Annotated in this window: 15 protein-coding genes; 7 read left to right on the top strand and 8 right to left on the bottom strand. The window is 46.7% G+C overall.

From position 1 onward, the window contains the following. Positions 1-7 precede the first annotated feature (7 nt). Genes dnaX through ACSHX2_RS10065 form a run of 5 tightly spaced genes read left to right on the top strand, consistent with a single transcriptional unit; the run spans position 8 to position 5,309 of the window. Complete coding sequence (dnaX, locus tag ACSHX2_RS10085; RefSeq protein WP_435692819.1) at positions 8-1,624, top strand: DNA polymerase III subunit gamma/tau; 1,617 nt, start codon at positions 8-10, stop codon at positions 1,622-1,624. Between the two features lie 29 nt (positions 1,625-1,653). Beyond that, positions 1,654-1,962, top strand: coding sequence for a YbaB/EbfC family nucleoid-associated protein (locus ACSHX2_RS10080; RefSeq protein WP_435692818.1), 309 nt, complete (start codon positions 1,654-1,656; stop codon positions 1,960-1,962). Positions 1,963-1,970: 8 nt separating this feature from the next. Further along, the gene (gene polX, locus ACSHX2_RS10075) at positions 1,971-3,710 is read left to right on the top strand and encodes a DNA polymerase/3'-5' exonuclease PolX (RefSeq protein ID WP_435692817.1); all 1,740 of its coding nucleotides are present in this window, start codon (positions 1,971-1,973) and stop codon (positions 3,708-3,710) included. Between the two features lie 21 nt (positions 3,711-3,731). Continuing rightward, positions 3,732-4,769: a flotillin-like protein FloA gene (gene floA / locus ACSHX2_RS10070; RefSeq protein ID WP_435692816.1), complete on the top strand. Its 1,038-nt coding sequence runs from the start codon at positions 3,732-3,734 to the stop codon at positions 4,767-4,769. Positions 4,770-4,790: 21 nt separating this feature from the next. Continuing rightward, positions 4,791-5,309, top strand: coding sequence for a hypothetical protein (locus ACSHX2_RS10065; protein ID WP_435692815.1), 519 nt, complete (start codon positions 4,791-4,793; stop codon positions 5,307-5,309). 8 nt (positions 5,310-5,317) lie between these two features. Here the strand turns inward: ACSHX2_RS10065 and fdhD are convergent, their stop codons facing one another. Together fdhD and ACSHX2_RS10055 are read right to left on the bottom strand one after the other, a co-directional pair. After that, on the bottom strand, positions 5,318-6,103 hold the full coding sequence (gene fdhD / locus ACSHX2_RS10060; protein ID WP_435692814.1) for a formate dehydrogenase accessory sulfurtransferase FdhD: 786 nt from the start codon (positions 6,101-6,103) through the stop codon (positions 5,318-5,320). Further along, the gene (locus ACSHX2_RS10055) at positions 6,096-6,587 is read right to left on the bottom strand and encodes an MOSC domain-containing protein (RefSeq protein WP_435692813.1); all 492 of its coding nucleotides are present in this window, start codon (positions 6,585-6,587) and stop codon (positions 6,096-6,098) included. Before ACSHX2_RS10055 ends, fdhD begins: the two co-directional genes overlap by 8 nt. Positions 6,588-6,659: 72 nt before the next feature. Between ACSHX2_RS10055 and moaC the strand changes: the two genes are divergently transcribed. Continuing rightward, the gene (gene moaC / locus ACSHX2_RS10050; protein WP_435692812.1) at positions 6,660-7,136 is read left to right on the top strand and encodes a cyclic pyranopterin monophosphate synthase MoaC; all 477 of its coding nucleotides are present in this window, start codon (positions 6,660-6,662) and stop codon (positions 7,134-7,136) included. 75 nt (positions 7,137-7,211) lie between these two features. On the opposite strand, the gene ACSHX2_RS10045 is transcribed toward moaC, so the two are convergent. From ACSHX2_RS10045 to nadC, 3 genes are all read right to left on the bottom strand, one after another. Further along, positions 7,212-8,387, bottom strand: coding sequence for a porin (locus ACSHX2_RS10045; RefSeq protein ID WP_435692811.1), 1,176 nt, complete (start codon positions 8,385-8,387; stop codon positions 7,212-7,214). A 208-nt stretch (positions 8,388-8,595) separates the two neighbouring features. Further along, complete coding sequence (locus ACSHX2_RS10040) at positions 8,596-9,333, bottom strand: HAD-IB family hydrolase (protein WP_435692810.1); 738 nt, start codon at positions 9,331-9,333, stop codon at positions 8,596-8,598. Between the two features lie 38 nt (positions 9,334-9,371). Continuing rightward, a complete protein-coding gene (nadC, locus tag ACSHX2_RS10035) occupies positions 9,372-10,220 on the bottom strand; it encodes a carboxylating nicotinate-nucleotide diphosphorylase (protein ID WP_435692809.1) in 849 nt (282 codons plus the stop codon). A gap of 79 nt (positions 10,221-10,299) precedes the next feature. On the opposite strand from nadC, the gene ACSHX2_RS10030 reads away from it, so the two are divergent. Then, on the top strand, positions 10,300-11,613 hold the full coding sequence (locus tag ACSHX2_RS10030) for a bifunctional UDP-3-O-[3-hydroxymyristoyl] N-acetylglucosamine deacetylase/3-hydroxyacyl-ACP dehydratase (RefSeq protein ID WP_435692808.1): 1,314 nt from the start codon (positions 10,300-10,302) through the stop codon (positions 11,611-11,613). Between the two features lie 56 nt (positions 11,614-11,669). Here the strand turns inward: ACSHX2_RS10030 and ilvY are convergent, their stop codons facing one another. From ilvY to ACSHX2_RS10015, 3 genes are all read right to left on the bottom strand, one after another. Beyond that, the gene (gene ilvY, locus ACSHX2_RS10025) at positions 11,670-12,539 is read right to left on the bottom strand and encodes an HTH-type transcriptional activator IlvY (RefSeq protein WP_435692807.1); all 870 of its coding nucleotides are present in this window, start codon (positions 12,537-12,539) and stop codon (positions 11,670-11,672) included. 62 nt (positions 12,540-12,601) lie between these two features. After that, complete coding sequence (locus tag ACSHX2_RS10020) at positions 12,602-13,396, bottom strand: hypothetical protein (RefSeq protein WP_435692806.1); 795 nt, start codon at positions 13,394-13,396, stop codon at positions 12,602-12,604. A 338-nt stretch (positions 13,397-13,734) separates the two neighbouring features. Beyond that, positions 13,735-13,964, bottom strand: a 230-nt coding sequence (locus ACSHX2_RS10015; protein ID WP_435692805.1) for a hypothetical protein, incomplete at its 5' end; no start/stop codon positions are given.

The following is a 13,964-nucleotide window of genomic DNA, read 5'->3' as shown; positions in this document are numbered from 1 at the left end:
CAGCTCTGTGAGTTATCAGGTATTCGCTAGAAAGTATCGTCCTAAGACATTCAATGACGTCCTTGGCCAGGATCATGTGATCCAAACGCTGCGTAATGCAATCGACCAAAATCGACTCGCCCACGCCTACCTCTTTGTTGGCCCCCGAGGAACCGGTAAAACATCTACTGCGCGCATCCTTTCAAAAGCACTGAATGCCCCAGGAGGTCCCAGCATCGACTTCGATCCCGATTCAGACATCGCTCAAGAAATAGCCGAAGGTCGTTCGCTCGATGTCCTCGAAATCGATGGCGCTTCTAACAACGGCGTTGAGCAAGTACGTGACTTACGTGATAATGTCCGGTTTGCCCCTTCACGTTGCCGCTTCAAAATTTACTACATTGATGAGGTACACATGCTGACCACCGCAGCATTCAATGCTCTACTCAAAACTCTAGAAGAACCGCCTGATCATGTGAAGTTCATCTTCGCAACTACGGAGCCTAACAAGATCCTCCCGACTATCATTTCTCGCTGCCAGCGTTTTGACTTACGGCCTATCGGCACGCAAACAATAGCTGATCACCTTGATTATATAGCTAAAAACGAGGGAGTCACCCTCGATCCAGCAGCAGCATGGGCCGTCGCCAAAGGCGCTGATGGAGGTATGCGAGATGCGCAATCCATGCTCGATCAGCTCGTAGCTTTCTGTGGTAACCATATTGGGGAAGAAGACGTACTGAATGTCTTCGGTTTCACTTCGCGTGAGACAGTGGCAAGCCTCACCCAACACATTCTTAAAAAAGAGACCTCTGCCGCACTGAGCGTTCTCAATGAACAGGCTAAAGCGGGAAAAGAGCTCTCACAGCTTCTCGACGACACAATCAGCTGCCTGCGTTCCCTGCTTGTAGCCAAAGTTGACCCTAATGCTGGAAGTGATGGGATTCCTCAAAACCTTTGGGAACTACTTAGCTCTGTGAGCAAAGGCGTGCAAACTGACCGCCTACTAAACCTTGTTGATATTTTTGCGGAAACCCAATCACGCATGAAGTGGGCGAATAATAAAAAGTTGCACTTCGAGATCGGTGTCATCAAGGCTGTTCAGTCACTCAACGACGCACGCATTTCCGATGTGATATCCGCTCTAGCAGGTGCTGGAACCCTCCAAGCAGAGCAACTCCCCTCTGGTGAAGTTGAAGAAGCGGTTGCTCCCATTGAAGTGAAAGAGAACACTCCACCTCCTGTTAATACTCCCGCAGCAACCAGCGACGCACTACCAGCGCCCAATACTCAGCCTGCAGCCCCAGTTAAAGAAATTACTCCAGTCGCACCTGCCAAGGCCTCTCCAGAGCCAGCACCCCGTTCTGAACAAGAGCATGCCCAAGGGCCTCCACCGCTTGAGAAGCGTAGTGTCTCAGAAACTATTTCAAGTCTTGATAGCCTCATTGACTCAGCACCCGAAGTCTCTGATGCACCTCCTATCGTGGTTCACTCTCAAACGACTAATGAAGCTCCTAAAACTGAAGCAAAAAAAGAGGATATTGATAAAAACGCATCTACACAGTTCGATGAAGATGACTTCTACAAGGATCCTCTCATAGTCAATGCCTTGGAAATTTTTGAGGCAACACTCAAACAAGCATAACTAACTTTTAAAAACATACACAGACCATTATGGATATTAACAAACTCATGAAACAGGCCCAGCAAATGCAAGCTGGGATGCAGAAAGCGCAAGAAGAACTCTCGAATCAAACTGTCGAAGCATCTGTCGGTGGCGGCAAGGTTATTGTCGTTGCAACAGGAGCTGGCGAAGTACAGGACATCAAGATAGATCCATCTATCGTTGATGCAGAAGATGTCGAATTCCTTCAAGAACTCGTACTTAAAGGTGTTCAAGAAGCGATCACCAAAGGCAAAGAAATGGCGACTGGCGAAATGTCCAAGCTCACTGGCGGCCTTAACATTCCCGGCTTAAGCTAAGTCACATTTTGTCCCAAGCACAGATGACACGCGAAGATATCGCAGACGTGTTAGACAACATCGCCCTTCTGCTCGAGCTGAAGGGCGAAAATGTTTTTAAGACTCGCGCCTATAAAAATGGAGCTGAAATAGTGCGCTCAGATGAGAGCGACATCATCGAGCTCGCTAAGAATAATCAGCTCGGCAGCATTCCAGGTATTGGCAAAGCTCTACAGGAGAAAATCCAAGAGCTAGCCACCACTGGTAAATTGGAGTTTTACGATAATTTGCGCGCTGAGTTTCCCCCAACACTGTTCGAACTCTTCGACATCCAGGGCTTGGGACCTAAGAAGATTAAAGCTCTTTACGACAAGCTGTCTATCGATTCCGTCGCTTCACTTAAAGAAGCATGTGAGTCAGGTAGCATTAGTAGCTTGCGTGGCTTTGGCGATAAGACCGTGGAGAAGCTGCTCGGAGCCATCGAACTGCGTGAAAAGTTCGCCTCACACTTTCGTTTAGGTGATGTAGCTGTCATGGCTGAAATATTGTTAGATTACGTAAGAAACCACCCATCCACACTTCGTTCCTGCCATGCAGGCTCCTACAGGAGGTCAAAAGAGATCCTACATGACATCGACATATTAGTAGCTACCGACAGCCCCTCTGAGCTAACAAAATACTTTTCACAGCTCGATGAGGTCGAAGACGTCATTGTCTGTGGTGATACTAAGGCATCTATCAGACTAGAAAATGGACTACAAGCAGACTTGCGAGCTGTTCCTAACAAGGCTTTCCCGTTTGCTCTGCAATACTTTAGTGGCAGCAAGGAGCACAATGTAGTCTTGCGCCAGCGCGCCTTAAAACGCGGATGGTCACTCAATGAATACGATTTCACCGTAAAAGAAGGAGCCGAAGCACCTCCTGAAGTTTACGAGGAAGCTGATATCTATAAAGCGCTTAACCTTGACTACATACCACCAGAATTACGGGAAAACCGTGGTGAGTTCGAAGCTGCAGAGAATGGCCAAATCCCCCGTTTAATCGAACTTGAAAACCTCCGTGGCACTTTCCACAATCACACCACCGCATCTGACGGCCGTAACTCGCTCGAGGAAATGGCTGATGCGGCAATGGAACTTGGTCTCGAATACCTTGGAATCGCCGATCACTCAAAAGCATCTTTCCAAGCTAATGGACTCTATCCTGATCGATTACTTAGACAAGTAGAGGAAATCAGAAAACTCAACCAAGGGTGGGATGGTAACTTCCGTCTTCTTGCTGGGTCAGAAGTCGATATTCTTAAAGATGGCTCACTCGATTTCAGCGACGACATTCTTTCACAGTTAGACTACGTAGTAGCATCTGTGCATAATGCGTTCACACTGCCAGAAAAGGAAATGACGGCTCGCATTATCAAGGCAATGGAAAACCCACACGTCACCATGCTAGGCCACCTTACTGGTCGCTTATTACTCCGCCGTGAAGCCTATGCAGTCAACGTAGATAAAATCATCGACTGCGCTGCTGAGACCGGCACCATCATCGAACTCAACTGTAATCCTCGCCGACTCGACATGGATTGGCGTCATTGGCACAAAGCGAAAGAGAAAGGCGTGAAATGTGCTATCAATCCTGATGCGCACAGAGTAGAACAGTTACAGTTCTTAGCTTTTGGTGTGAGGCTTGCTAGAAAAGGTTGGCTCACGAAAAATGATGTTCTCAATACGAAGACGCTTCCTGAAATTCTCGACTTTCTAAAACTAGATTAAAAATTAAATAAAACACCTAATATGTTTCACCAATCACTTGCTCAAGCACCAATAGATGCTCCTAGTTTTGTTACATTTATCATCGCAGGAATACTGCTGCTATTCGGACTCATTTTCTTCTATCTCATTCTCAAGTTCTTCAAGACTTGGTTACGAGCTAAACTTTCTCAAGCACCAGTAGCCTTTGGAGCACTCATCGGGATGTGGCTAAGAAAAGTCCCATTCCCACTTATTGTAGATAGTCGTATCACTGCCGTTAAAGCAGGATTAGATTACAGCACAGACCTACTAGAAGCTCACTATCTAGCAGGTGGTGATGTCGCAGACGTAGTTCTTTCCCTTATTGCTGCAGACAAAGCGGGCATTAGTTTATCATTCGAGCGCGCATGTGCAATCGATCTAGCAACCAAAGATACTGGTAAGACAGTACTCGAGGCGGTCCGTACCTCCATTAACCCAATGGTGATTGATTGCCCAACACCAACCAACGGTATCAATAAAATCACAGCAGTTGCTAAGGACGGTATCGCAGTAAATGTCAGAGCCCGAGTCACAGTAAGAACCAACCTCGACGGTTTTGTCGGTGGTGCTACAGAAGAAACTATCATTGCTCGTGTGGGCGAAGGTATCGTTACTTCCGTAGGTTCAGCAGAATCCTATAAGGCAGTCCTCGAAAACCCTGATTCTATTTCAAAATTAGTACTCTCTAAAGGAGTGGATTCATCCACAGCATTTGAAATCCTCTCCATTGACATCGCTGACATCGATGTCTCAGACAATATTGGTGCACGTCTACAAGCGGAACAAGCAGAGGCAGACAAGCAAATCGCCCAAGCAATGGCGGAAGTTCGTCGAGCAGCTGCTGTCGCAGAAGAGCAAGAGATGTCAGCACGTACTCAAGAGATGAAGGCGAAAGTGGTTGAAGCTGAAGCTCAAATCCCAATGGCTATTGCAGAAGCATTCCGCAGCGGCAACCTCGGTGTCATGGACTACGCAAAATACCAGAACATCAACTCTGATACAAAAATGCGTGATTCTCTCTCCGATGGAGAAGAGTAAACCATAACACTCTTTAGTATTATGTATTTCTACGAGCTACTTGCGCAAGACGACGGATTTCCGATTCAAGGGATTCTATTCCTGATTATCGCTGTCTTCAGTTTTCTCAAGTGGCTCTATGAAAACATAGTCTCTAAAAATAAAAAGGAGCAGGGAGAGACAGATAGCATAGATGACATCTACGAACAGTATCGTGATGAAATCCACCTGCGTAATAATCAAGCTCCCGAGACGCTAAGCAGCTCGCAACCACAGTTTATTCCCCCGCCAATTCCCTCGGCTAAGGCTACTACTGTAAAATCTCCTGGCCCATCAAAGCCGAGCAACACTTTTAGCCCTACTTTCACTCAGAATGACATTGAACGCATGCGTTCAACTAAAGCGAAAACAGTATATAACATCCAAGCGGCTGGCACAGCTAAGCTGCAGATGAAAACGCAACGTAATGGCCTAAGAGCTGAGCTCCAAACTAAGGCATCGTTACGCAAAGCAATTATCCTGCGCGAGATCATCGGCCCACCTAAAGCCCTTACCGACTAGGATTAGAATTAGGATAAGCGCTGTGATCCAGCATAGCAGTTAAAGCGAGGTGGTCTCAAAAAGCCAATGAGCGTCTGCCCACTTTCTTCCGCAAAATCCACAGCTAATGAAGTTGGTGCTGAGATCGCCGAGATAATCGGTATTCCTACAGCATGCGCTTTTTGCATCACCTCAAAGGAAACTCGGCCTGAGACCTGCATTAATACTTTCGAAAAATCGACAGCATTTGTTGCCGCCCAGCCGATTATTTTATCAATCGCGTTATGTCGCCCGACATCCTCGCAAAGAACTAACAAGTCACCATCTAAGGAAAATAGACCGGCTGCATGTAGCCCACCGGTCTCCCCAAAAGTTTTTTGTGCAGCTCTCAGTGTGTCAGGAATGGCAAGTAACACACTCGACGACACTTGATGAGTTGAAGTGATTTCAGGGTGTTCTTGGCGGATTGACTCGATGGTTGCTTTACCACAGATCCCGCAAGAAGACGCGGAATAGAGATTGCGCTGAAGTCTCTGGTAATCAATCTCAACATCATCCTTCAGAAACACCAAAGCGTGATTCAGTTTTTGTTCTAAATCAATTCTGCTTACTGCATCGATATCTGTTAGAATGCCTTCAGTGAGTAAAAATCCTTTTACTAAATCAGCGTCATCACATGGAGTTCGCATCACCACAGCAATCGGACAGCCGTCCAGTGTAATCTGAAGCGGCTCCTCAACAGCGACAGAGTCATCAACGCTATCCACAAATCCATGCTTGTAGATTTGAACTACTTTGGAGCGGGAACTAGACATCACCGAGCACCTCTAACTCGTATTCACCAGTACCGAGTGATCCATCATTCAGAATTCTACAGCGTAGTCCTCCGCGACCTTTGAGAAATTCTTCCGTTCCTCTACCACACGCTTCATTCATCCAGAAACAAGGAGAGCACTCACACGAGCCGGAATACTCCACACCATTTAAAGTGAATCGCTTACCGATCAATGTATTTAGGTCAACTCCTTCGAGAACCACATTTCTACGAAAATAGGACGGATCAATCTCCTTAGACGCGACCTCATCAACTACCTTCTGAAACACCTCCCAATCAAAGAACGTGATCTGACCCTTATAATCTTCTTCGTAGTCAAAAAATCGATCATCCACGACCCCACTCCCCGCTACAAGGTCGACAGACTCACGCTCAACAACCTGGTGGCTAAGCGATTTCTTACCATAACGACCAAAATAATTGTGATCAGGTGAGATATAGATATGACGGACTTGGACTTTCATCTAAAGCAATGCTGGCTTTGCAAAGCAACTGAAACAAGCCAATATTTCGACTAAGAATTAAACGACTCATCTATGAATCCATTCACCCACATTGACTCAGAAAACCAACCTGGAATGGTTGACGTCTCAGATAAAAATACAACTAAACGCGAAGCCACGGCAGAATCCATTGTTTTCCTAGGTACTGAAGTGATGCAGCAACTCCAAGGTGAAGAAATTCAATCCAAAAAAGGGCCAGTATTTCAAACTGCGATCATTGCAGGGACCATGGCTGCCAAAAACACCTCTAACCTCATCCCCTTCTGCCATCCACTGCCACTGGAGAAATGTAAGTTTAAAATCGAAGTGATCGATTCAGCACACGTGTCCGTAAAATGCACCTGCCTCACCAATGCGCGTACGGGTGTTGAAATGGAAGCACTCACCGGAGCCAACGTCGCAGCCCTCACGATTTACGATATGTGTAAGGCGGTTAGCAAAGCGATTGTAATCAAAGACACGCGCCTACTCACAAAATCTGGCGGCAAGTCCGACTTCTCTGCTAAATAACACAAAAATGCACGGCCTGATATAGGCCGTGCATTTTAAAATACTTTAGTTATAGCGATCTAGACCGCAGTCAGACTAGAAGTAAAAGCGAACTGCAGACCATAGAGTGGTCGCGTTATTGCTACCATCAGGAGTACTGAGAGTTTCGTATTCAACACCAGTCATGATCTTAGCATTGTTACCACAGAAGTAGTAGTTAAGGCCAGCATAAACACTGTTATGAAGATCACCACGACCACCAAGAGCAGTACGTGAGTAGCGGCTATTTACACCAACACCTTCTTCTTCAGAAGCTGCCTGGAAGTAGTAGCGACCTACGAATTCGAGCTTATCTTCGTAGATGAACTTAGATGGTTGAATCACAAGACCACCAAAGAAACCACTTTCATCTTCGTCGTCACTCTCGGCATCACCAAGAACAACGTTAAATGCCCAGTCCCAATTCCAAAGATCAGTACGGTAAGCAACGGATGCCGCCCAGTTATTCTTGTAATCTTCTGCTTGCTCAGCATCTGTGTTGATGATGAGGTCAAAGATAAGATCACCAGACTCAAGGCCGTGAGCAGAGGAAAGGTACACAAGAGTTTCACCGCTGTAGTCATCAAAAAGTTGACGATCATTTCCTTCGTCAGAAGAGAAAATACCAAAGGCACCTTCCCAGTCACCTTTTTCAAGGCTAAGAAGACCACCTACGTTGTTGTCTGGGCGAACAGCACCAGTGAGAGCGGAACGCTCAACAGTTTTGATTTTCTTAGAAGAAGTGTGCACATCTTCACCAATGGAGATTTTATGTCTACCGTAGGTGAGTTTTGCTTTATCAACAAAACTAGGGTTGAATGCCTTACCAAGGTCAAAACCAAAGTAAGCTTCGTCATAACCACCGAAAGCGAAATCGTTATCGTTTGCACTACCGTCTTCTAGGTTAGCGCGAACTTTTGCACTAAAGAATTTTGCAAATTTAACTTCTGCACCAAGACGAACGCGGCGCCATTCAGCATAACCTTCAGAATCCGCATCACTACCATCTACGTAGGCATACTGGAACTGTGCGCGACCAAAAAGCTTAACTTCTTGGATCCATGGGTTTGATTCGTTCTTATAAACTTTTCCAAGATTCTTGAGAGCATCACATGTGTATGACTCGCAAACTGGAGCTGGTGCTATTACTTCTTTTGCAGAAGGCTCACCTGCGAAGACTGACCCTGAGAGGGCAGCTGCGCCGAGAATTGTTGTTACTACTTTGTTATCCATAGTTTTGTTAATGTCGTTATTGCGAATCTACTTGAGAAGATCTCTTCGCTTTTTCGTTTCGCAGCTTCTGTTTAGGAACTATTTAAGATTTAGGAAATTTATTCGTGTGTTAAAAACGTCACAATTGCTCAAAGCCCTCAATAAAACACTAACAGAAAACATCCTCAACTCACTTGAAAACAAACATCGAAAACAAGGTAACCCGCTACTAATAAAGGCCTACAGCCTGTTTCGCACAAGCTAGAGCAAACTCTTTTTTTGTCTTTGTCGGGCGGGCCGGTGAAATTTCTTTCCAACCAAATTTTTCACCTTCTTCTCTCAACTTCTCTGTTGGGTGCACCATTACATTGCGTTCACAAAGGTACAACATAGGTAAATCGGCATGACTATCTGAGTAGCCATAGCTATCAGGAAGAACATCTCCATCTTTCCAACTGTCAGGAAATAGATGCTTCATTCTTCCAATCTTCACTTTCCCTTTATTGTTATCTCCTTTGATATCTGGGAATAGAGAAACGTGATTCCCTATCTCTACTTGTGTTCCGAAGAAATGGTCGAACCCTAATTCCTCAGCAATGTATTTCACCCAGATTTCTGGGCTAGCTGAGTTCAAGACTGTGAGACGCCCGTCAGCCTTATGCCCTTCCACTATTTTAACAACCTCAGCATACAAGCCATCAGGTATCAGTTCATCGACGAACGCTCTAGCGTATTCATCAAGAGTGTGAGCATCCATCCCTGCTAAGTAATTCAGAAACACGCGCTTCATCGGCCCTGGACCAATCCATTTAGCGAACGGTGCAAAAGGAATGAAACTTAGAAGATATAATGTACGAAAACGCTCTTGTTTCAGAACGTAGTTACAAAATAGCAACTGGGTATCCCATGGGACAATAGTTTGATCTAAGTCAAAAAGTGCGTAGCCGGAGGTCTTAGAAATCACCATGCTATTCTTCGTGGAATGAGTAAAATAACAAGAGCTTCTTAAGCTAACTCGACAAACTCTAAAGAAATATCCAGAGCCACAGCCGAATGCGTGAGTGCTCCTACTGAGATGAAGTCGACTCCAGTTTCTGCGATACCCTCTACAGTAGAAAGGTTAACGCCACCACTAGCCTCTAGCTTAGGACCAGATCCTCCACGCATCTCCACTGCCTTTTCGAGCATCGCATTAGACATATTATCCAGCAAAATGTAATCCACACCTCGCAGAGTGAGGAAATCAGCAACCTGATCTAACCTATCCGCTTCTAACTCGATCTCCACATTTGGCTTATCCTGCTTCAATTGAGTGATCGCGACTTGCATTTCCTGAAGCCCACTTTCGGCTACGAGATGGTTATCCTTCACCATCGCTCTATCGTAGAGCCCCATTCTATGGTTTTTCCCACCACCGGCACGAACCGCCATCTTTTCTAGCCAGCGCCAGCCTGGAGTCGTTTTACGCGTATCTAGAATCTTAGTCTTAGTATCCCTCACCAAATCGACAAATGAAGCAGTCTTTGTCGCAACGCCAGAAAGACGCTGAGCGAAATTTAAGGCCGTACGCTCAGCGGTTAACAATGCCTGTGATGAGCCGGTAATTTCCATCACTCGAGTACCATGGGTCACTCTATCTCCATCATTAACGAGCAGTTTGACGCTGAGGCTCGGGTCCACTTTTTTAAAAACGTGCTGAGCTACTTCGAGTCCAGCAATAACCCCCACATCTTTCACTAACATGTAGGCTCGAGATTGTTTTTCACGCGGCACAAAATATTGCGCTGTCACATCCCCTTCTCCGATATCTTCACGGAGTGCCATATCAATGAGCTGTTCTACCTCTGCTTGCATGAGCGCAGCCTAGCGTGAGATTTCTCTCTGAAAACCCAAAAAACTTGCATGTTTCGGTGGCTTTGCTTTCACTCAGCCCATGCCGACTGAAATGCAACAAACACTCGCTGCACCAGCAACCCTCGAGGGATCATCCCTCCACACTGGTCAAAAGGTGACACTCACTATCAAACCAGCTCCTGCTGACTCAGGTTTCCAGTTCCGTCGTATCGACCTGGACGACCAACCATTCATCGATGCTGACGTCTCCAAGGTGCAAACTGTGGAACGCGCTACCACTCTAGCTGAAGGCTCTGTAAAGGTGCACACAGTCGAGCATGTTATTTCCGCCCTCACAGGCATGGGAGTCGATAATGCTCTTATCGAAATGGATGCCAATGAGCCACCAATTGGCGATGGTTCATCAGCCCCATTCGTAGAACTCATTAAGCAAGCAGGCATCGTAACTCAAGACGTCCCTGCCAAAGTATGGGAAATCCGTGAGCCTATCCATTACGACACAGGCAAGGGCTCATTCATCACCATCGTTCCAGATAAGAAGTTCCGCGTTTCCTGTACCAATGTCGGCCCGGACGGTCGCTTCACCCAGTATTTCTCTAGTGAAGTCAATCCTGAGACTTACGAAAAGGAAATCGCTCCAGCGCGTACCTTCGTTTACTACGAAGATGTGAAGCCACTTTTAGACAAGGGTCTTATCAAAGGCGGTTCGCTCGAAAATGCGGTTGTGATCCGCGGTGAGGAAATCATGAGCAAGGAGCCACTGCGTTTTAATAACGAATTCGCCCGTCACAAGGCGCTCGATGTTATTGGCGACCTTATGCTCAGCGGCAAGCGCATCACTGGCCACGTTATCTGTGTAAAACCTGGACACGGGCCTAACACAAAGATGGCTGCCATCCTCAAAGACGAATACTCCCGCATGCGTTCTATGGTGCCGCCACTTGCTATTCCTAAGGGTGAAGCAGTGCTCGACATCAACGACATCCTCAAGATCCTCCCGCACCGTTACCCATTCCTACTCGTTGATCGCATCATCGATTTCGAAGGCGACAACAAGTGCACAGGCGTGAAAAACGTCACCATCAACGAACCATTCTTCCCAGGTCACTTCCCAGGCCACCCGATCATGCCGGGTGTTCTCCAGCTCGAAGCTATGGCGCAGGTCGCGTCCTGCCTCATGCTGCGCAAGCCTGAGAACCAAGGAAAAATTGGTTATTTCATGAGCGCTGACAACGTCAAATGGCGTCGTCCAGTGCTTCCAGGTGACACACTCTTCATCGAGGCTGAAATCATCAAGACCCGTCGAAACATCGGTTTTGCAACATGCCGCTGCGTTGTTAACGGTGTTGTGGTCTCCTCTGGCGACCTTAAGTTCTCACTTATCGACGAATAGTCGCTCTGAACATTTCTTATTCTAAAGCCAACTGCATGCACTTGCGGTTGGCTTTTTTATTGGTCTGCCAACTCCCACATCGCCGCAACACTCGCACGCTGAAGGTTTTTCTGAGTAGAACACAAGCCCACCACGTAAGGTTCGAGTTGAGGTGCATTTTCTAACACCTCAATATCATCGCGAAATGGACTCTTCTCTAACACCAACTCGGGAACCACTCCAATACCGCAGCCGAGACGAACCATCGCTAGAATCCCCTCATTGCCACTCACTTCAGAAATCCTCGCAGTGTGCGCACCTAGTTCCCTCAAACATTGATCCATGCGCACTCTAGAAAGACCACTACGCGCCAAAACCAACGGCAACTTCCGTAGATCTTGAGGTTCCTTGTATTCCACACCAGCTGTAGGTTTCTTTGGCCCTACAAAAACTAAGTTCGTGGTCAACAAAGGTAAAAACTCGACGCGAGCAATCTGCCTATCAGGTAAAGCTGCTACCGCCATATCGATTTCACCAGCTACGAGTTTCTCAATCGAGTCCTCCGCCGCCCCAGTCTTCAGGCTTAACTTCACCTTCGGGTAAGCAGCCCTATAACTTTCCAGTAGATTGGGTAACACCGTGTAGACCGCAGTGACTGATGCATAGATCGACACAGCTCCCTGCACGGATCCGTCGTCGACCAAGTCTTCACAAACATTCTCCCAATCACGCAAGGCCTTTTGTGCATACTCCATAAACCTCTCACCAGCCAATGTCAGCTGGACATTGCGGTTATCCCGAAGAAACAATTCCTGCCCCAGCTCCTGTTCTAATCTCTGAATACTCCGCGTCAGTGCCGAAGCGCTCAGATTACAGAGTTCACTGGCTCTACCAAAATGCAGAGTTTCAGCAACAGTTAGAAAATTCTTAATCTCGTGGTGATTCAAACTGAGCTCATCTTAAGTAAGAGATACGATTGCACAAGTCTTGGAACAATCAGCCCCGTTACTCACCTTCTATTGCCATTTCTTTGATTTTTATCGATCACGCCATCGGCATCCTTATCCGCGCCTTTCACCATATTATCACTGTAGTTAATCTTCATCTGACGACCTTTCGTGAGATGTTGCCGGTAATCCTTCGGCTCCTCTTGCGCTTTGAATGCTTCATTAAGCGTCAACAATGACGACTGCATCTTAGCTTGATTTGAACCGAGTGGAAAATGGCCTACCACCTTGCCCTTCAGTCCAAACTCACCAGCATGAATCACAAAGTATCCCGTCTTAGCCTGCACTCCTGTAACCACATTTCCCCACTCCGCATCACTATTCTCAGCAGTATCATAGTGAAACTTACCCCGAACCTCAGGGTCATTCGCTACTGGCATGAGAGCTTGTTGCGCTACATCACGTTGATTCATTGGAGCCACAGTCAAGACCAGTAGCCTCTGGTCAGCCGAACTCACATTGAGAGCCTGCTTGAAGCTATAGAAATCAGGTGAACGAGCATCCTTTTCATTCCCACGTGGTGGGTACTTACTTAAAATTTTCTCAGAAGCCTCGATCACATCCGCCAGCTTAGCACTGTCCTCTTTTTTCTGACTACTAAAACTCATTGTCGGGGAGCGGCTTCCTCGAGATAGCTGCGATTCACCATCGGGAGAAAGTATCACAAAAGAGGTGTTCGCAATATTTCCATCAAGCACCTCTCTCACACGCTTTTGGTTTTCCTCGCTCTCATAGGTCTCCAAGCGAAGGCACACAAACTTACGTGAGAGTGCTACAAAATCTTCATCCGCGAACAAACTGCTCTGCTGTCGTGTGTAGCCTGGTCAAAACACCCCTGAGACTGACGACGCCTGGCAGGCAGCTGACATGAAAAATATGGGCCTATTGCTACGCTTAGCCTCCTCGACCGCCACATCCCAAGTGGCATACCACACGACACCTTCCTCACCTATTTTTAGCTGCGAGACACCTACTGGCTCAGTATTTCTTGGGGAGCTCCGTCTCTGGCCCGACGCTAAACTACACATTCCTAAAAGTACCGCCGTAGAATAAATGAGTGAATGTCGCATAGAAATATAAACCTTTTCACCAAGCTAAAGTTGCAAAATCCATCAAACCATCCTCATCGCCGCTCTCACCGATCTTCGACACCACGTCCATTCATTCTAGGTAAAAAAAGTTTCATCAAACCAGCTCCAACATGGTGGTATTTTCGACACTTTCGAATATTTCGCGGTAAATCAGTTTCATCAAGCCCCCCATTCGTACGATTCGTACGATTCGTGCCATTCGTGCCATTCGTGCCATTCGTGCCATTCGTGCCATTCGTGCCATTCGTGCCATTCGTGCCATTCGTGCCATTCG

This window comes from Rubritalea sp. (assembly GCF_051252225.1).
Classification (GTDB): Bacteria; Verrucomicrobiota; Verrucomicrobiia; order Verrucomicrobiales; family Akkermansiaceae; genus Rubritalea.
Note: the sequence above shows the minus strand (reverse complement) of the source record. Positions and strands in the feature narration are given on the sequence as shown.